16 protein-coding genes are annotated in these 17,363 nt (G+C 39.5%); 6 read left to right on the forward strand and 10 right to left on the reverse strand.

Features of this window, described 5'->3' with window-relative positions; all coding sequences use genetic code 11:
- Positions 1-82 precede the first annotated feature (82 nt).
- Both trhA and HL290_RS14325 read left to right on the forward strand, forming a co-directional pair.
- Complete coding sequence (gene trhA, locus HL290_RS14320; protein WP_003655229.1) at positions 83-724, forward strand: PAQR family membrane homeostasis protein TrhA; 642 nt, start codon at positions 83-85, stop codon at positions 722-724.
- Positions 725-857: 133 nt separating this feature from the next.
- Positions 858-2,168, forward strand: coding sequence for an MFS transporter (locus tag HL290_RS14325; RefSeq protein WP_198496826.1), 1,311 nt, complete (start codon positions 858-860; stop codon positions 2,166-2,168).
- A 66-nt stretch (positions 2,169-2,234) separates the two neighbouring features.
- Here the strand turns inward: HL290_RS14325 and HL290_RS14330 are convergent, their stop codons facing one another.
- Together HL290_RS14330 and secA are read right to left on the reverse strand one after the other, a co-directional pair.
- On the reverse strand, positions 2,235-2,645 hold the full coding sequence (locus HL290_RS14330) for a hypothetical protein (RefSeq protein WP_005050079.1): 411 nt from the start codon (positions 2,643-2,645) through the stop codon (positions 2,235-2,237).
- 130 nt (positions 2,646-2,775) lie between these two features.
- Entirely contained in the window at positions 2,776-5,496 is a 2,721-nt protein-coding gene (gene secA, locus HL290_RS14335; protein ID WP_092708684.1) for a preprotein translocase subunit SecA, read from the reverse strand.
- Between the two features lie 407 nt (positions 5,497-5,903).
- Here secA and HL290_RS14340 point away from each other — a divergent pair, with 407 nt between their 5' ends.
- The 3 genes from HL290_RS14340 (at position 5,904) to HL290_RS14350 (ending at position 8,319) form a co-directional block, all read left to right on the forward strand.
- Entirely contained in the window at positions 5,904-6,554 is a 651-nt protein-coding gene (locus tag HL290_RS14340; RefSeq protein ID WP_087400106.1) for a peroxiredoxin, read from the forward strand.
- A gap of 374 nt (positions 6,555-6,928) precedes the next feature.
- Positions 6,929-7,741 (forward strand): MBL fold metallo-hydrolase, encoded by an 813-nt coding sequence (locus tag HL290_RS14345; RefSeq protein WP_198496827.1) that lies wholly within the window; start codon positions 6,929-6,931, stop codon positions 7,739-7,741.
- Positions 7,738-8,319, forward strand: coding sequence for a dual specificity protein phosphatase family protein (locus HL290_RS14350; RefSeq protein WP_198496828.1), 582 nt, complete (start codon positions 7,738-7,740; stop codon positions 8,317-8,319). The genes HL290_RS14345 and HL290_RS14350 overlap by 4 nt, the downstream gene beginning before the upstream one ends.
- A gap of 145 nt (positions 8,320-8,464) precedes the next feature.
- Here HL290_RS14350 and HL290_RS14355 read toward each other — a convergent pair whose 3' ends face one another.
- The 6 genes from HL290_RS14355 to HL290_RS14380 form a co-directional block, all read right to left on the reverse strand.
- Complete coding sequence (locus HL290_RS14355) at positions 8,465-9,394, reverse strand: DUF6929 family protein (RefSeq protein ID WP_198496829.1); 930 nt, start codon at positions 9,392-9,394, stop codon at positions 8,465-8,467.
- 86 nt (positions 9,395-9,480) lie between these two features.
- Positions 9,481-10,542 carry an SPOR domain-containing protein gene (locus tag HL290_RS14360; protein ID WP_198496830.1) on the reverse strand — a complete coding sequence of 354 codons (1,062 nt, stop codon included), beginning with the start codon at positions 10,540-10,542 and terminating at the stop codon, positions 9,481-9,483.
- Positions 10,533-11,819: a bifunctional tetrahydrofolate synthase/dihydrofolate synthase gene (folC, locus tag HL290_RS14365; protein WP_198496831.1), complete on the reverse strand. Its 1,287-nt coding sequence runs from the start codon at positions 11,817-11,819 to the stop codon at positions 10,533-10,535. Before folC ends, HL290_RS14360 begins: the two co-directional genes overlap by 10 nt.
- Positions 11,816-12,712 carry an acetyl-CoA carboxylase, carboxyltransferase subunit beta gene (gene accD, locus HL290_RS14370; protein ID WP_198496832.1) on the reverse strand — a complete coding sequence of 299 codons (897 nt, stop codon included), beginning with the start codon at positions 12,710-12,712 and terminating at the stop codon, positions 11,816-11,818. Before accD ends, folC begins: the two co-directional genes overlap by 4 nt.
- Positions 12,709-13,512 carry a tryptophan synthase subunit alpha gene (gene trpA / locus HL290_RS14375; protein WP_017392444.1) on the reverse strand — a complete coding sequence of 268 codons (804 nt, stop codon included), beginning with the start codon at positions 13,510-13,512 and terminating at the stop codon, positions 12,709-12,711. The genes accD and trpA overlap by 4 nt, the downstream gene beginning before the upstream one ends.
- 246 nt (positions 13,513-13,758) lie before the next feature.
- On the reverse strand, positions 13,759-14,808 hold the full coding sequence (locus HL290_RS14380) for an AraC family transcriptional regulator (protein WP_198496833.1): 1,050 nt from the start codon (positions 14,806-14,808) through the stop codon (positions 13,759-13,761).
- 121 nt (positions 14,809-14,929) lie between these two features.
- Here HL290_RS14380 and HL290_RS14385 point away from each other — a divergent pair, with 121 nt between their 5' ends.
- Positions 14,930-15,805: a metal-dependent hydrolase gene (locus tag HL290_RS14385; RefSeq protein ID WP_017389846.1), complete on the forward strand. Its 876-nt coding sequence runs from the start codon at positions 14,930-14,932 to the stop codon at positions 15,803-15,805.
- A gap of 8 nt (positions 15,806-15,813) precedes the next feature.
- Here HL290_RS14385 and HL290_RS14390 read toward each other — a convergent pair whose 3' ends face one another.
- Positions 15,814-16,809, reverse strand: coding sequence for a DUF2804 domain-containing protein (locus HL290_RS14390; protein ID WP_004638915.1), 996 nt, complete (start codon positions 16,807-16,809; stop codon positions 15,814-15,816).
- A 37-nt stretch (positions 16,810-16,846) separates the two neighbouring features.
- Positions 16,847-17,359, reverse strand: coding sequence for a DUF1543 domain-containing protein (locus HL290_RS14395; protein ID WP_198496834.1), 513 nt, complete (start codon positions 17,357-17,359; stop codon positions 16,847-16,849).
- Positions 17,360-17,363 lie beyond the last annotated feature (4 nt).

Below are 17,363 nucleotides of genomic sequence, written 5' to 3' on the forward strand. Positions count from 1 at the left end.
GGTCTAGGATTAAAAATAAAATAACTTTACGACTGTTTTGTATTTCTATACATTTGTATTTTTAATCAAAAAAATTAAACTCATGAGTAAATCTGTGCTGGAAACTTACGATCCAAAAGAAGAACTACTTAACGCCTACAGCCATGGAGCTGGTGTCGTTATGGCAGTTATTGCTTCTATCTTTTTAATTATGAAGGGATCTTATCTTCCAACTGCTCAATGGGTGGGGTTATGGGTATACTCATTTAGTCTAATTCTAGTTTTCACGAGTTCAACTCTCTATCACTTTGCTCAGACACAAAATCTACGTTACTGGTATAAGAAACTAGACCACACTGCTATTTATTATTTAATTGCTGGGACATATACCCCTTTCTTAAGCATCGCGATTCCTACACAAAAAGCCCATATTCTGCTTATTGCACTCTGGAGCATTGCTGCAATTGGTACACTTTTCAAGTTAGTTTTTATTCATCGTTTTCAAAAAATTTCTTTGCTGGCCTATATTGTAATGGGATGGCTTGCTGTTTTTGTAATGGATGATATGCGTACTTATTTGAGTAAAGACGCATTGATTTTCTTGATTATTGGCGGTTTAGCTTATACGGTTGGAGCATTGTTTTACGCGTTAAAAAAGGTAAGATATACCCATGCGATCTGGCACATTTTTGTGCTTTTAGGTGCAGGAGCACACTTTCTTGCGATCTATTGGTACATTGTTTAGTTCATTTTTCACTCTTATTCAGTGATCCTGAAAGAGTCATGGATGATGTTCTTTCACGCTATTCTTTTAGAAAAATATGTCTTTAAAAAGAATAGTAAATTAAAAATAAATTTTAACTGATATAAGGTCTTATATGGAGTCAACCTCTGCGACTGCTGCTCCGGCAGTAGCCACTAATTCAAAAACGCGGGTTTTGTTTGCAAGTTTAGTCGGTACAACCATTGAGTTCTTCGACTTTTATATCTATGCAACTGCCGCAGTACTTATCTTTCCTCACCTGTTTTTCCCTGCTAGTAGTGGCAGTGCCGCAGTCTTACAATCTTTAGCAACCTTCGCCATTGCCTTTATTGCCCGCCCTATCGGTGCAGCATTATTCGGTCATTTAGGAGACCGTATTGGTCGTAAAGCCACGCTAGTTGCAGCTTTGCTCACCATGGGTATTTCAACAGTCTGTATTGGTTTACTTCCAACATATGCACAGATTGGAATTGTCGCTCCATTACTATTAGCTGTATGCCGTCTAGGGCAAGGCTTAGGTTTAGGTGGTGAATGGAGCGGTGCTGTATTACTTGCGACAGAGAATGCACCTGAAGGTAAGCGCGCATGGTATGGCATGTTCCCACAGCTTGGGGCTCCAATTGGCTTCATTTTAGCAACAGGTTCATTTTTATTATTGGGTGCAGCCATTCCTGAGCAGGCATTCATGCAATGGGGCTGGCGTATTCCCTTTATTGCAAGTGCTGTATTAGTGATTGTTGGCTTATATATCCGTTTAAAACTCCATGAGACTCCAGCATTCCAAAAAGTTTTGGATAAGCAAAAAGAAGTCAATATTCCATTTAAAGAAGTCTTAACCAAACATACAGGTAAACTTGTACTTGGTACGATTGCAGCAATCTGTACATTTGTGGTGTTCTATCTTACAACTGTATTTGCCTTAAACTGGGGAACCACCAAACTTGGCTATTCACGTGGTGAGTTCTTAGAACTTCAACTCTTTGCCACACTGTGCTTTGCTGCATTCATTCCTTTATCGGCTATTTTTGCAGAAAAATTTGGTCGTAAAGCCACTTCGATTGGTGTTTGTATTGCTGCTGCGATTTTCGGCTTATTCTTCTCTAGCATGTTAGAGTCTGGAAATACGTTAATTGTCTTTCTCTTCTTATGTACAGGCTTGTCGATTATGGGCCTGACCTATGGTCCGATTGGTACGGTTCTTTCTGAACTTTTCCCAACTTCAGTTCGTTATACAGGTTCAGCATTAACGTTTAACTTGGCAGGTATTTTTGGTGCATCTTTTGCTCCACTCATTGCCACTAAACTTGCTGAAACTTATGGTTTATATGCAGTTGGTTATTATCTTACTGTGGCATCACTTTTATCACTCATCGCTTTCTTATTCATTCGTGAAACAAAAAATGATGATGTGAATAATCAGATCTAAAAACTAGAAATTCTTATAAAAAAAAAGCCGGTTCATCATTGACCGGCTTTTTTATAAATATGTGACTTAGTTTATTGATGCTGGAGCTGCTACATTGCTTGCTGCAACAGCGGCTGCTCCTGCTACAGCTGCTTCACCAATTAAAGCCACTTTTGCTTTTTCTTGGCTCTTCGCAGATAAAGCAGGGTTAGTTGCCACAATACGATTAATATTTGCTGAGTTTGCCGGAGCAATCGCAGTGGTTTGTAAAATAATTGGACGATTAGCTGTGTTACCTAACGTATAGCGAATACCAGTACGCGGGCTAATCACTGTTGTATTTTCTTGCTTCACTACAGCTTGAGCCGAAGTTGGCCCTTTTGCTGCAAGTACTTTATCAACCGTTGTCGTTTGAGGGGCTGAAGCTGCTTCTGCTGCGAAAACAAAACTAGGCACAGCAAGAACAGTTAAAAATAAAGGTTGTAATACTTTTTTCATTGTCTTTCCAACATACACTCTGGATGAGAAGTAAATAGCATTTAATGCTTAAAACTGCAAACATTATTCACAGGCTTACTACAAACGTAAAAAAAGCAGAACAATTGTTCTGCTTTTTTATGAAGGCAAATTAGATCTTACCGTGACATTGCTTATATTTTAGTCCAGACCCACATGGGCATGGTGCATTACGGCTTTCTGGAACAGGGAAAGCTTGCTGATCGGCAGACTCGTTCATAGTCTCTTGAGAAAGTGTAACTTCCCCTGTTAAACCATCTACATCGTCATGCTCAAAAGAAAGCTTCATCGATTCAGCTTGCTGCTGCTGTTGAGCTTCCATTTCTGCAAGTTCTTCTGGTGTTGGGATATGTACACGAGACAAATCAGTCACAACATCAGTTTTAATAATACCGAGCATATTTACAAACAGGTTGAAAGCTTCTTTCTTGTATTCCTGTTCAGGATTTTTTTGCGCATAGCCACGTAAGTGAATACCTTGACGCAAGTAATCCATTGCAGCTAAGTGATCTTTCCAATGACGATCAAGAGAGTTTAAAACGAAGTGACGTTCAAGCATTGCTGCTGATTCATCACCCATTTGAGCACGGCGTTGGCGATAACGTTCAATCACTTCATCACTGATTCGCTCAACTAAACCTTCTTCATCTAGACGACGATCTTGATCTAACCATTCCTGAATTGGTAGCTCAATGCCCAAATCAATACGTAAAGCATTTTCTAAACCTTCAACATCCCACTGGTCATGAATTGACTCAGGTGGAATAAAGTTAGCAATCACGCCTTTCATCACTTCATGATGCATTTCTTCGACGTATTCTTTTAAGGTATTTTCAGCTAACACTTCATCACGTTGTGAATAAATGATCTTACGTTGTTCATTATTCACATCATCGTATTTCAATAAGTTTTTACGAATATCAAAGTTACGAGCTTCAACTTTACGCTGAGCGTTCTCAATTGAACGACTCACCATTTTGTGTTCAATCGCTTCATTTTCTTGTAGACCCATCGCGCGCATCATTCCAACTACGCGGTCACCTGCGAAAATACGCATAAGGTCATCTTCAAGAGACAAATAGAAACGAGAAACACCAGGGTCACCCTGACGGCCCGCACGACCACGTAACTGGTTATCAATACGACGTGATTCATGGCGTTCAGAACCAATGATGTGCAAACCACCTGATTGCAATACATCTTCATGGTCTTGTTCCCATTGTGCTTTCAGATGTGCTTCATCTTCAGCAGTAGGGTTTTCAAGTTTGGCAAGTTTCGCTTTCCAGTTACCACCCAAGATAATGTCAGTACCACGACCCGCCATGTTCGTTGCAATCGTTACTGCATTCGGGCTACCCGCTTGAGCAATAATGTCAGCTTCACGCTCATGTTGTTTTGCATTCAACACTTCGTGATGAATACCAGCTTGCATTAACTTAGAAGATAAAATTTCACTAGCTTCAATGGTCGCTGTACCAATAAGAATCGGTGCCACACCTTGCTCACGAATATTCGTAATTTCTTGAATAATCGCGTCATATTTACCATTACGGTTTAAATAAATTAAATCGTTTTGGTCATTACGTACCATTGGGCGGTGAGTTGGAATAATCACAACATCAAGACCATAAATTTCTTTCATTTCCGCAGCTTCAGTATCAGCAGTACCTGTCATACCTGAAAGCTTTTTATATAGACGGAAATAGTTCTGGAATGTTGTGGTCGCTAAAGTCTGGTTTTCAGGCTGAATTTCCAAACCTTCTTTCGCTTCAACTGCTTGATGCAAACCTTCTGACCAACGACGGCCCGGCATTGTACGGCCAGTATGTTCATCAACAATCACGACTTCGCCATCGTGAATAATATAGTGAACATCACGTTGGAATAAGAAATGTGCACGGATAGCAGCAGACACATGGTGAACAAGGCTTAGATTCGTTGCTGAATATAAGCTTTCACCTTCAGCCAACAAGCCCATCTGAATAAGTTCTTGCTCAACAGTTTCATAACCAATTTCGGTCATTTCAACTGAACGCTGCTTTTCATCAATCCAGAAATGCCCACCATCTGCGACTTTTTCTTCTTTTTGCGGACGTAATCTAGGGGGAATCGTATTGATTGCAGCATAAAGATGCGAAGAGTCTTCACTTTGACCAGAAATAATTAATGGTGTACGTGCTTCATCAATCAAGATTGAGTCAACTTCATCGATAATGGCATAGTGCAAGCCACGTTGTTTCTTTTCTGCTAAAGAAAACACCATGTTGTCGCGTAAGTAGTCAAAACCGAATTCGTTATTGGTACCATAAGTAATATCAGCAAGATAAGCTTCCGCTTTTTCAGAAGGTCCTTGCATTGAATAGATCGTACCAATAGATAAACCCAAAAATTCAAATAATGGACGGTTCAACTCAGCATCACGCTGTGCCAAATAATCGTTCACAGTAATGACATGAACGCCTTCGCCACTTAATGCGTTTAAATAACACGCCAAAGTACCCATCAGGGTTTTACCTTCACCGGTACGCATTTCGGCAATCTTACCTTCATGTAAGGTAATACCACCAATAAGCTGAACGTCATAGTGACGCATGCCCATTACACGTTTGGCAGCTTCACGACACACTGCAAACGCTTCTGGAAGTAATTTATCTAAACTTTCGCCATTATTATAACGTTGTTTGAATTCTGGAGTTTTTGCAGATAAGTCTGCATCGCTTAAAGCTGATATCGTCGGCTCGAGCGCATTGATTTGCTCAACAATTTTGCGCATGCGTTTGAGTTCGCGCTCATTTTTTGTACCGAAGATACCTCCGATCAGACTTGCCAACATGGATAAACTCTCTAAATCTTGCTTGGTCAAATGAATAAACTTTTTCTCAGTCGTTTATTATGGTGCCAGAAATTTGAAGTACAAGGGTTTTGCACAAAACCCCTAAAAAAAATCTGATAGTTAGACGAATGGTTTTATCATTCGCCTAGTCCCCCGTAATGCGCCCTGCCCCTAAAAACGTAACATTAACGCTCATCTATTAAGCATAACTTCCGAGAAATCTAATTTAGCAAATTTACCTTAAAGTTACATTGATTAAGCACATAAAATAGTGAGTTTTGGTCATATATATTTACACTTATATAAAAAACTCATAATAAAATACAAAAACAATAATTTTAATCATAAAGAAAATGCTGCATATTCAGTGGATCGAATAACAAATTATGAGCAATTGAGGAACGATCATGACACTACGATTAGGAGACACTGCCCCCGATTTTCAACAAGAATCGAGTGAAGGCACAATTAATTTTTATGATTTTCTAGGGGATAGTTGGGGAATTTTATTTTCACATCCAGCCGACTATACGCCCGTATGTACAACAGAGTTAGGTTACACAGCAAAATTAAAAGATGAATTTACGAAGCGTAATGTTAAAGCAATTGCTTTGTCAGTAGATGATGTAGAGTCTCATAAGGGATGGATCAATGACATTAATGAAACACAAAATACGACTGTAAATTTTCCAATCATTGCAGATAAAGATCGTAAAGTCTCTGAGCTATATGATTTCATTCATCCAAATGCCAGTGAAACACTAACAGTTCGTTCATTAGTGATTATTGATCCGAATAAAAAAGTTCGCTTAATCATTACCTACCCTGCTTCAACAGGCCGAAATTTTAATGAAGTCTTACGTGTTGTTGACTCTTTACAATTAACTGACAAGCATAAAGTAGCGACGCCAGCGAACTGGCAGCAAGGTGAAGATGTCGTTATTGTGCCCTCACTTAAAGATGAAGAAGAAATTAAACAGCGCTTTCCTAAAGGCTATACAGCGGTTAAACCTTATTTACGCTTAACACCACAGCCTGAAAGCAATAAAACCGACTAAAGGTTTTTATTGCTTGCAAGGCAAGCGAAGCGCGTAGGCAAACATTCTAAAGTTTCCTAATAAAGCTGACAGTTATGTGCTGATTTTAAAAGCCTTTAAAAAAGGCTTTAATCGAGTGCAAGACAAACGAGACACGTAGGCAGGCATTCGAAATTTTCCTAATAAAAACTGTCAGCGACACGTACGCAACTAGTTAAAAAGTTCATAACAGGACATGCGAAGCAAGTACCAAATTTTTAGAAAATCTTAATTAAATATCACACCCTAAAAAGTCATCCAACGTGATGGCTTTTTATTTATGTATTGAATACACATGGTTTTTACTGCCCAGATCAGTTATAACTCGAAGCGATTCGGTATAAAAAATAAAAATCATGATCTATAAAATTCATCATTTAAAGTGCGGTAGCATGTGCCCAGTTTGTGCCCCACTCTTTGGACAAAAAGGCTTCAGGGCTGAAGTCGTCTGCCATTGCCTGTTAGTTGAAACCGATCGCGGCCTTGTACTTATTGATACAGGTTTTGGATTGCAAGATTACTTACATATGAAGCAGCGACTAGGTTCATTAGTCCAACGTTTAGGCAAAATTGAGACTAATCTTGAGTTTAGTGCCATCCAGCAAATCCAAAAACTCGGATTTAGTCCTAAGGATGTACAACATATCTTTGTCACTCATCTTGATTTTGATCATGCCGGTGGAATTTCAGATTTTCCCCATGCCACAGTTCATGTTTTAGCGGCAGAATATAACGCGACCCAACTTCCAAATCTTAAGGGCAAACTTCGCTATAGAACCAATCAATATAAAGACCATCGTTACTGGAACTTTGTTGAATATCAGCAAGGTGAAGCATGGTTTAATCTGGAAAAAGTAAAAGGCTTTCCTCTTTTTCAAGATGAAATTTTAATGATACCTTTATTGGGTCACTCAGCTGGTCATTGTGGCATTGCCATAAAGCAACAAAATCAATGGTTATTATTTTGTGGAGATGCGTACTACTCACACCTAGAGTTAAACCCTAAAAATAAATTAAGATCACTTAGTTTGCTGGAAAAAACATTTGCAGAAGATAATGAGAAACGTCTTGTTAATCTCAAACGCTTGCAGCATTTAGCTCAACATGAGCCAACGATTGAAATAATTTGTGCTCATGATCCTTATGAGCTTAACCGGTATCAAACATGAAAAAATTATCACTCATCACACTTGCCATCTGTATAAATTTACAGGGATGTATGCAGCATGAAAGTATTGCCCATGAGCAACGACCAAAAGACTGGGGCACTTTAGTCTCTCAGAGTCATAACTTTTATCAAATTAGTGATACTGTTTTTCGCAGTGAACAACCCGATGCAACGATGGTTCCCGAGTTAAAACGTCATCAAATAAGTACCATTATTAATTTAAGAGCTAGAGCTTCAGATGATTTAGTTTTTAAAAATGAAAATTTTAACCTTGCACATATTCCTATCAATACATGGGCAATTGACCGACAAGATCTATTAGAAGTCATGCAACAAATTAAGATTGCCAAGCAGAATAATCAACGTGTTTTATTGCACTGCTACCATGGCTCAGACCGTACAGGTGCTAGTGTTGCCATGTATCGCATTATTTTTGAAAATTGGGCAATTGATGATGCGGTTAAAGAAATGAAGGAAGGCGGTTATGGCTATCATATTATCTGGAAGAACATTGACGGCCTATTTACACCTGAAAATGTAAAATGGACTCAACAGCAACTGTCGAATTCCAGCAGTTAAAGACTGGATTACTTTTGTATTCAAACACGATTATTAGACAAATAAGTTGGCTCAATCACCAACTTATTTATTGTTTTCATTATTATCAATTACATCGAAAAATATACATTTAAAGATAGATGATCATCAAAAATATGATTTAACTTTATGATTTTCCCAAAGCGGCGTTGCTAAGTAATACCTTCAAAATTTCAGAATCACCACCATCACTGTCTGTCACTAATAAAAATACTTCGCCATCGGATCTCGACTCAAACCAAGTAATCCCTTCGACCTTGATTGGCAGCGTCTGTCCTTTCGCATCTCGAATCAAATGAGCTGCTAAAGCTTTACCCTCAGGCGAAAACACCAAGATAAAACTTCCCAAGACAGCACCGTCATCATAGGTATTGAGTGTTTGTTCGACCGTAGCTGTAGCAACAATCAAATTTTTATCCGCTAAAAAACAAGCATCTGAAATGCCACTTGCTGAACCATCAAGCTCAGCTAAGCTCAGTTTGAGCGAATGTATAAGTGCATTTTCTAAGGATTTTCCTGCTTGAATTTTGATTAAATCAAAGACTAAAACCCCATGATGGAGATTTATGTTACCACGTTGAAAGATATAGAGATAACGATGGTCTGAACATATGGCTTCTATATTGAGATCAGCCCCACCTGTTAATTCAACCTGATGCTGCAAAAAATCATAATCAACCGCATCCAAGAAAGTTCTGACCTGATCATTGGCAGGGTTATAGAGTAATGCTCGTTTTCGATTTTCTGTAGAACCCGAGCCCATCACCAAAAGCTGTGATTGTCCGTTCCAACTTATGGAGGTTAAAGCTTCAAAATCAGGCTTCTGTTCTTTGCTTAATGTACTTAGCGGTATTTGCTCTGAAGGATCAAATAATGGAATTTTTTCAAAGACCGTTGCATCGGCCATGTTCTGGGTTCGATTGATTCTTAATAAATAAGGGAGATTATCACCAACAAAATAAACATCATCCCCCACACAAGCAACTCCAGACAGTGCGCTAATCACTGAATCTTGTGCAAAAACAAATCGTTCTAATATTTGGATCGTTGTATTCATCTTCAAAATCCCCTATTGAATGGAACACTCCTCACAAGAATAAAGCCTTTGAGTGTTCCTGATTTGATTTAGGGGATGATCAGCCGTTATCGCTGATCAAGCGGCACCCAGTCAATTACCCAAGCTGATTTCATATTTAAGCTTGAATCAGAAGTAATTTTCTTACGGGCTGCATCTGCTGTATCACGGTCTTTCGCTGGTCCAACCATAATACGGATTCCTTTACTGGTTTGGCTCGTAGTTACCTTGTAGCCTTTAGCTCGTAATTTAGAAACAACTGAATCTGCATTTGCTTGGTTAGCAGCCAATGCAACTTGCACCATCCACTTTTTATCACCATTTTCAAGTAGCTCACGCGCTTTTTCAGCATCAGCTTTTTTATCAGCTTCAGCTTTGCGTTTAGCATCTGATGCTTTCTTATCTGCTTCTGTTTTGTGTTTTGCTTCAGTTGCTTTCTTATCTGCTTCTGCTTGACGTTTTGCTTCTGTTGCTTTCTTATCAGCCTCTGCCTGACGTTTTGCTTCAGCTGCTTTCTTATCTGCTTCTGCTTGGCGTTTTGCTTCAGTTGCTTTTTTATCTGCTTCTGCTTGGCGTTTTGCTTCAGCTACTTTCTTGTCAGCTTCTGCTTGGCGCTTGGCATCAGCCGCTTTTTTATCTGCTTCTGCTTTTGCACTATCTACAGATTTTTTCTTCACATCAGTTTGTGGACTTTTTACTTTACCATCGCTGCCGACAACTTCCGGCGGAATATTGTCTGAACTTTCTTGAGCAGCTGTACGACGTGCATTAATCGCAGCATATTCGGCAGCCGCTTTACGAGCAGCATCGGCTTCAGCTTGCTGTTGCATTGCTAAAAACTCAGCTGCACGTGCTTCCTGCTCTGCAACAGCCTTTTCACGCGAACGGCGTTGTTCTTCTAGCAACCGCTTTTCTGTTGCAACATCAACCGCTAGAGGTTGGAGTTGTACCATTTGTCCTTCAGTTGCTTGTTTTGGCTTAGTTTGAGTTTTTGGCGCTGTGGATGCGTCTGGCTGAACTTCAACCTGCTTTATTTCTTCATTTCCTTTTAGAAGTAATGCTGCCAATAAAACACCACCACCCAGTAAAACAACACCACCCATCCAGCGTTGTTTGTTATTCATTGACATTCTTCCAAATACTCCCAAATCGCTTCTAAAGTATGAAACGAACCACAGGCCAAAATCAGCTGATTGTTATTTGTTTGCTCAAGCGCTGATTTAAATGCCTCTTTGATATTGCCATATTGTTGTACTGTCTGACCTTGCAAGGCATCATTGAGTTGCTGAATCGATGCAGCACGCGGCACATTCAACTCAGCAATTTTCCAATGTAAAACAGTAGGTTTCAATAATTCGACTACTGATTTTATATCTTTATCTGCCAGCATTGAAAATACTGCGACAACTTCTGTGTACTGTTTATTGTATTCTAAGAAATTTCGCAATTGCTTTAACAAAAATTCAACACCATGTGGATTGTGTCCAGCATCAAAAATTACCGTTTTCCCTTCCACTTGACGCTGTTCAAAACGCCCTGCTAAGCGTGCAGCTTGAATACCTTTTTCTAAAGCAGACTGAGAAATTTCAAGTCCGCTATTTAAAATGGCTGCAACCGCCCCCGCAATATTTTCGATGGCTAAACCACCTAAAGGAAGCTTTAAAGTGGTTCCTTCTGAAGCAAAGTACCAGTTTTGCCCATCATCGGCGAGTTTATAAAAATAATCACGATTAACGGTATATAAAATTGCTTGTGTGCTTTCTGCTTTATCTTGAATTGCTTGAGGTAGAAATTGTTCGCCAGCAAAGACAACCGGAATGTGTGGACGAATAATGCCTGCTTTTTCAAAAGCAATTTTTTCAATGGTATCGCCTAACCAATCGGTATGATCTAGGCCAATATTAGTAATAATCGCAACATTGGGATCAATTACATTAACAACATCTAAGCGCCCGCCCAAGCCGACTTCGAGCACCCATACATCGCATTGCTGTTGTTTAAAAATGACAAAAGCAGCCAAAGTGGTTGCTTCAAAAAAAGATAAGCTTAAATCACAATCGCGACGAGCCTGATCGACTTGAACAAAAGCATCAATCAGACTTTGATCATCGACTTCGACTCCACCTAATTTGACTCGTTCATTAAAGCGATAGATATGGGGTGACTGATATAACCCAACTTTGTACCCCTGCTCATTTAATATAGCAGCTAGTGTAGTTGTAGTTGAGCCTTTACCATTCGTTCCGGCTACTGTAAAAACTTTAGCAGTAGGCTGAGTTACACCCAGCTTTTCTGCCACAGGAATTACACGTTCCAGACCAAGATCTATCCCTGTAACGTGAACATGGCTCCAATAATTGAGCCATGTATCTAAAGAGTCTATTGAAAGTGGAGCTTGTTGATTCAAGGTAAGTTCATCAATTTCGATACAAGTCGGGATACAGTATCACGTAAAGCATGACGATGAACAATCTGATCGATTACGCCATGATCAAGCAAATATTCAGCACGTTGGAATGGCTCTTCCAATGTTTCACGTACAGTTTGTTCAATTACACGTTTACCTGCAAAGCCGATCATCGCTTTCGGTTCAGCAATATGAATATCACCTAACATTGCTAAAGAAGCTGTTACACCGCCATACACCGGATGTGTTAACACCACGATATAAGGTAAACCTGCATCTTTTAATTTTTGGATCGCCGCTGAAGTACGTGCCATTTGCATAAGTGACAACATGCCTTCTTGCATACGTGCGCCACCAGAAGCTGCGAAACAGATCAATGGTTGACGTTTTGCAATAGCAAGTTCAGCAGCCTGAACAAAACGGTCACCCACTACAGTACCCATAGAGCCGCCCATAAAGTCGAACTCAAAAGCACATGCAATCATATCCACGCCATTTAAATTGCCTTGCATTGCAATTAAAGCTTCTGTTTCACCAGTTTTGCTTTGCGCTTCACGCATACGGTCTGGATATGGTTTGGTGTCGACAAACTTTAACGGGTCTTTCGCGCTAAACTCTTGTCCTAATTCTGTTACTACATTGTCGAAGAACCAGTTCAAACGATCACGAGCTTTCATTCGTAAGTGTTCATCACACTGCGGACAAACATACGCATTGAAAGAGATTGCTGTACGTGTCACTAGAGCATGACATTCAGGGCATTCAATCGTTGGCTCAGTAAATGTTGCTTTGAGAATTTGTTGTTCATTTGCGACTTCAATACCTGGAACCGGACGTTTTGTCCATGGGGTCGCAGGGCTAAGAACTTTCCCTGATTTCACTTCTTGATTCATACTAACTCATCGAGCGCTGCTCGAAGCTCCTTGACTTTATTCACCGTCTGTTCAACAGCGTCATCCGCTGCCAACGTTGCAAAATTTTTAACGAAAGCACTACCTACAATCACAGCATCAGCAACACTACCCATTGCTTTTGCTGAAGCAGCATCACTAATACCAAAACCAACACCAACTGGAATATCAGTGGCATTTTTGATTTTCTGAATACGTGCAGCAGCTTCTGCCGTATCTAGTGTTGCTGCTCCTGTTACACCTTTAAGTGAAACATAGTAGATAAATCCACTTGCCTGATTTGCCACATGTTGAATGCGTTGGTCTGTAGAAGTTGGCGCGAGCAAGAAGATTTGATCCATGTCATGTTGCTTCAACACAGCACCAAACTCTTTTGACTCTTCCGGCGGTAAATCCACCAGCAATAAGCCATCTACACCACACTGTTTCGCATGAGAAATAAACTTCTCGTAACCAATCACTTCAACCGGATTTAGATAACCCATTAAAACAACAGGTGTATCCTGATCCTGTTCACGGAACTCCTTTACCATATTAAGAGCATCTAATGTGTTAGTCCCTGCTGCAAGCGCACGTTCAGCTGCAAGCGCAATTACCGGACCATCAGCCATTGGATCTGAAAATGGTAAACCAAGCTCAATGACATCTACTCCTGCCGCAACCATTTTATGCAGTAACGGAACTGTTACTTGCGGTTGTGGATCACCCGCCATAACATAAGATACAAGCGCTTTACGTTGTTGGGACTTAAGCTTTTCAAAACGGGTGGCAAGACGTGACATAGGGTTGTGCTTTCCTTGAATTATTTAAAATTGAGGAGTTGTTTGTAGAAATACAAGAACATCGCATTTTAACGCTATTTTTTGTCCATTGAACAGGTCTAACGTTATGGCGATATTCGATTGTATGATTCATACAACCCATGGCGTACATTTATCAATATTTTGAAACTTTTCTCAATGATCAAAGCTTCCTATTTTCGAGCCATTATTAGATCGTCATCTGAATAGAAAACCATCCAAAAATGCCTATTTCACTGCATTTTTATTGGTTAGCTGTAATTGTCTTTTTCTTGTCAGCAAGGTTTGTCCTGTCAAATTTTTATGAGCCCGTGCAAGTGCTGACTGGTCCGAATATCCCAACTGTTCAGCAATTAAAGTGAGGCTTGCATTTTGATTGAGTAATATCTCACAGCGTCTCATGCGCTCTGCATCTAAAATTAATTTAAATGAAGTGTTTAATGACTGTAGTTGGCGCTGTAGGCTTCGTACTGAAATATTCAACTCGATGGCAATATCTTCTATTTTAGGTGCTTGCTGTCTTTGCTTAAAATATTCATGCACGATCCAATGTATTTGCTGAGCTAAATCTGTTTGTATTTTACGCTGAGCTAACGCCTCTTCTGCCTGTTTCACCAAAAGTTGCATTAAGGTCGGGTCTGCATGTTGAGGGCGAATACTTAGTCCCTCACTTGCAAAAGTTAATGCATAGTAAGGTTTTCCAAATGATAATTTGCATTGAAAGAAACGCTGATAGTGCACTAACGGACCACGTGCGCTGTGCACAAACTCAACTTGTTGCAAGAGAAAATCATGCAGTGGGGCTATTTGTTTAGCAAGTTGTACCATAGCTGCCAAGGTCAATTCACAAAGTATGATATTACTGTCATCAACCAACGGCCAATACAAACGAATTTTAGAAGCATCTTGCTCGATTTGCATAGGCACGACTTGCTCACCGTCAATCACCAGACGGTGAAACTTCATGATATATTCAAGAACCTCTGCAAAGCTACCACTTCGGGATGCCATATATCCCAATACACCAAAATTGGCAGGTGTAATACAAGTTGCCATTTCCAAAGCTAAATTGGAAACTTGTAGTCGAAATTCGGTCAGCTCTAAAAGCTCAAGAAAAAAAGTTAAAGGTGATTGAGCATCGATAGATGCAGATAAAATGTTTTGAACTTGGCGAACCTGAACATCTGTTAGATTTAATGCCTGCCAGTCCATCCCCTTTTCTTTTAAGTAAGTATTCCAAAGGTAAAAATAACCATTTGAAATCGTAAACTCCTGCATGGCGCATCCTTTTTTTACTGCCACCTTGTCGTAAACTGTATAAAAATTGGCAATAACTGTCAAAACAAAGCCGACCAGTCGCGACATACTAGTGAACAAGTTAGATGCGAGAAATAAAAATATGAACGCACATGTTTCTTATCAGGTCGATCCAGTGGTTCGTAAAGATCTAGATTTTCATTTAAACGAAGCACCTCGCTTTTGGTTTAATAATGATCCTTTTTTGACTCGTATGTTCGATGCACTCAGCTTAACCTTTCCAGATGGAGAGCGTTATTTTATCGAATGTGTTCGTATGTTCCGTGACAAAATTGATGATCCAGAACTACAAAGACGAGTTGTGGACTTTATTAAACAAGAAGCCCAACACGGTATTGCTCATGACAAAATGAATCAGATCATGAAAGAGCAAGGCATGCCTGTTGACCAGTTCACAACCACGCTGAAAAGGATTTTCCGTTTTGAACTGACAAAACGCTCACCTCAATACAACATTGCCATGACTGCTGCTGCCGAACATTTAACAGCTTTAATGGCAGAGACGTTTTATAGCAATAAAAAAACTTTGGAAAATGCACATCCGTATGTTCGAGCACTGTTTGCTTGGCATGCCATTGAAGAGATGGAGCATCGAGATGTTGCATTTGATGTGATGAAACAAGTCGGTGAAGTACCAGAGTCAACACGTCGCTTTGTATTAGTTGCTACAACAGTATTAATGTTTGGTTTTACGCTTTATCGCACCAATGTCATGTTGAAATGTGATGGTTTTAGTTCTAGAGAAAGACTCTTAATGAGCCTTAAGGGTTTACCTTGGTTCTTTGGCAAAAATGGCACATTAACAGCCATGAAAAGCCAATATCTGGACTGGTTTAAAAAAGACTTTCATCCAAGTCAGCATCCGGTAATTCGTCAATATCCTGTTTGGATTGAAACACTCGAAAAGACAAATGATCCAATTGCAGCTGGCGAAGCATTCTGGCAAGCAGGTTTATAACCTGCTTGTTACCATTTTGCATAATGTTGTTCTAGTAAACCATATTGTTCATTGCAAGTGATGACATCATTCGTCTCATGCTCAATCGTGCCACTAATTTTAGCTTGCCACTGATTGAACTGGCTTCCAATCATTCTTAAATTAATATTTTCGTATCTACACCAACCAATATGGATTTGCAGATTAAGCTTTTGATCTAGAGAACTAATTTTCCAAAGTTCATCATTTACTTTTTCAAATAAAACGTCAGTCAGTGGAAATAAAACCCCATTAATCCATAAACAGTTTTCATTACCAAAGCTTTCATTAACACCAGAAGCTAAATTTAAACCAATACGCCGCCCTTGCTCATCCCAGAAATTACATGAAAGCCAGAACCAAGCTGTTTCAGGTCGCAAAAAACCACAAGTATCGTCTAAAGATGCAAAAGTCTTTTCATCAAATTGTACAACTTGGTTTTGTTTATTAATAAACATCCCTTCTACACCCAGCGTCGTCTGCTTTTGAGTATAGGTCCAACCATTAATTCCTGTCGGTGTACACAAACTTAATATATCGGTGCCAGCACAAAAAATCCGAGCACTGAGTTTAATCTCACCATATTTAGTAACTCGAATGTACCGCACACCATTCGCATGCTGAATATCAAATTGATAAGGCGATTTAGAAAAATAGCTTTGATTAAACAATGGCTGTTCATCGAGATAGGTTTTATGCCCCAAAGGCTGAATTGCATTCCACTCAATTACCTGCTGTGTTTCATGATCATAAATATAGAAAAAACCGTGACCGACCCAGCCGATATCTGCAATTGCTAGACCAATACTATAGTGTTTATGTTGAATGCCACAGAATTTAAATTTCTTGTATTTTAATTGCTTACGCCAGCCTTTTAAGACCTTACCATAAGGGGTTTTATAAATATAATGTTGTACATGAATGGTTGACGGTACAGATTCAAAACGCCCATAACGAGGCTGTCCATTTTCTTGAATTAAATCCATTTACCCACTTCCATATGAATATTAGATTTCAAATGACCTATACCACGGTCAAATACGTATTTTCCCAAATTGTTGCAGCAAAATCGCCTTTTATTAAATGAATATAGCGCCCTGCCACACAATCTATCGCTAAGCAGTCATCAATATCAATGACTCGATCCGTATGCGCTTTTTGCCACTGTTGATCTATAAATTGTTTACCCAATTGTTTTGCAATAACAGCATTGGGTGCAACAACAAACTCATACTGATGGAGCTCACCGAACTCATGAGCATTATATCCACCCAGATTAATTAAATATAACTTTAAGTCATCTGGTTTTGGTGCTGCATCAGTAAAATGGATTTGATAATTTTGCTCTTGGGATTTTACTCCTGAAAGCTTAGCCCAAGCATCAATATGTAATCCTTGAGCCTTACCAAACCAAGCCTGTTTAAGTTGAGGATAAACTTCTTCCAAAGTATCTCCTACAGCCATGACAACATCATGAACTTCTGTATTTGCGCGTGCATGACGCCCACCCAACATTACCATAAACAGACTTGGCATTTTT

It is taken from the genome of Acinetobacter sp. AC1-2 (assembly GCF_016124155.1).
GTDB classification, from domain to species: Bacteria; Pseudomonadota; Gammaproteobacteria; order Pseudomonadales; family Moraxellaceae; genus Acinetobacter; species Acinetobacter calcoaceticus.

Coding starts and splice junctions, on each gene's coding strand:
- trhA (WP_003655229.1), top strand. CDS start 83: ATGAGTAAATCTGTGCTGGAAACTTACGATCCAAAAGAAGAACTACTT.
- HL290_RS14325 (WP_198496826.1), top strand. CDS start 858: ATGGAGTCAACCTCTGCGACTGCTGCTCCGGCAGTAGCCACTAATTCA.
- HL290_RS14330 (WP_005050079.1), bottom strand. CDS start 2,645: ATGAAAAAAGTATTACAACCTTTATTTTTAACTGTTCTTGCTGTGCCT.
- secA (WP_092708684.1), bottom strand. CDS start 5,496: ATGTTGGCAAGTCTGATCGGAGGTATCTTCGGTACAAAAAATGAGCGC.
- HL290_RS14340 (WP_087400106.1), top strand. CDS start 5,904: ATGACACTACGATTAGGAGACACTGCCCCCGATTTTCAACAAGAATCG.
- HL290_RS14345 (WP_198496827.1), top strand. CDS start 6,929: ATGATCTATAAAATTCATCATTTAAAGTGCGGTAGCATGTGCCCAGTT.
- HL290_RS14350 (WP_198496828.1), top strand. CDS start 7,738: ATGAAAAAATTATCACTCATCACACTTGCCATCTGTATAAATTTACAG.
- HL290_RS14355 (WP_198496829.1), bottom strand. CDS start 9,394: ATGAATACAACGATCCAAATATTAGAACGATTTGTTTTTGCACAAGAT.
- HL290_RS14360 (WP_198496830.1), bottom strand. CDS start 10,542: ATGTCAATGAATAACAAACAACGCTGGATGGGTGGTGTTGTTTTACTG.
- accD (WP_198496832.1), bottom strand. CDS start 12,712: ATGAATCAAGAAGTGAAATCAGGGAAAGTTCTTAGCCCTGCGACCCCA.
- trpA (WP_017392444.1), bottom strand. CDS start 13,512: ATGTCACGTCTTGCCACCCGTTTTGAAAAGCTTAAGTCCCAACAACGT.
- HL290_RS14380 (WP_198496833.1), bottom strand. CDS start 14,808: ATGCAGGAGTTTACGATTTCAAATGGTTATTTTTACCTTTGGAATACT.
- HL290_RS14385 (WP_017389846.1), top strand. CDS start 14,930: ATGAACGCACATGTTTCTTATCAGGTCGATCCAGTGGTTCGTAAAGAT.
- HL290_RS14390 (WP_004638915.1), bottom strand. CDS start 16,809: ATGGATTTAATTCAAGAAAATGGACAGCCTCGTTATGGGCGTTTTGAA.
- HL290_RS14395 (WP_198496834.1), bottom strand. CDS start 17,359: ATGCCAAGTCTGTTTATGGTAATGTTGGGTGGGCGTCATGCACGCGCA.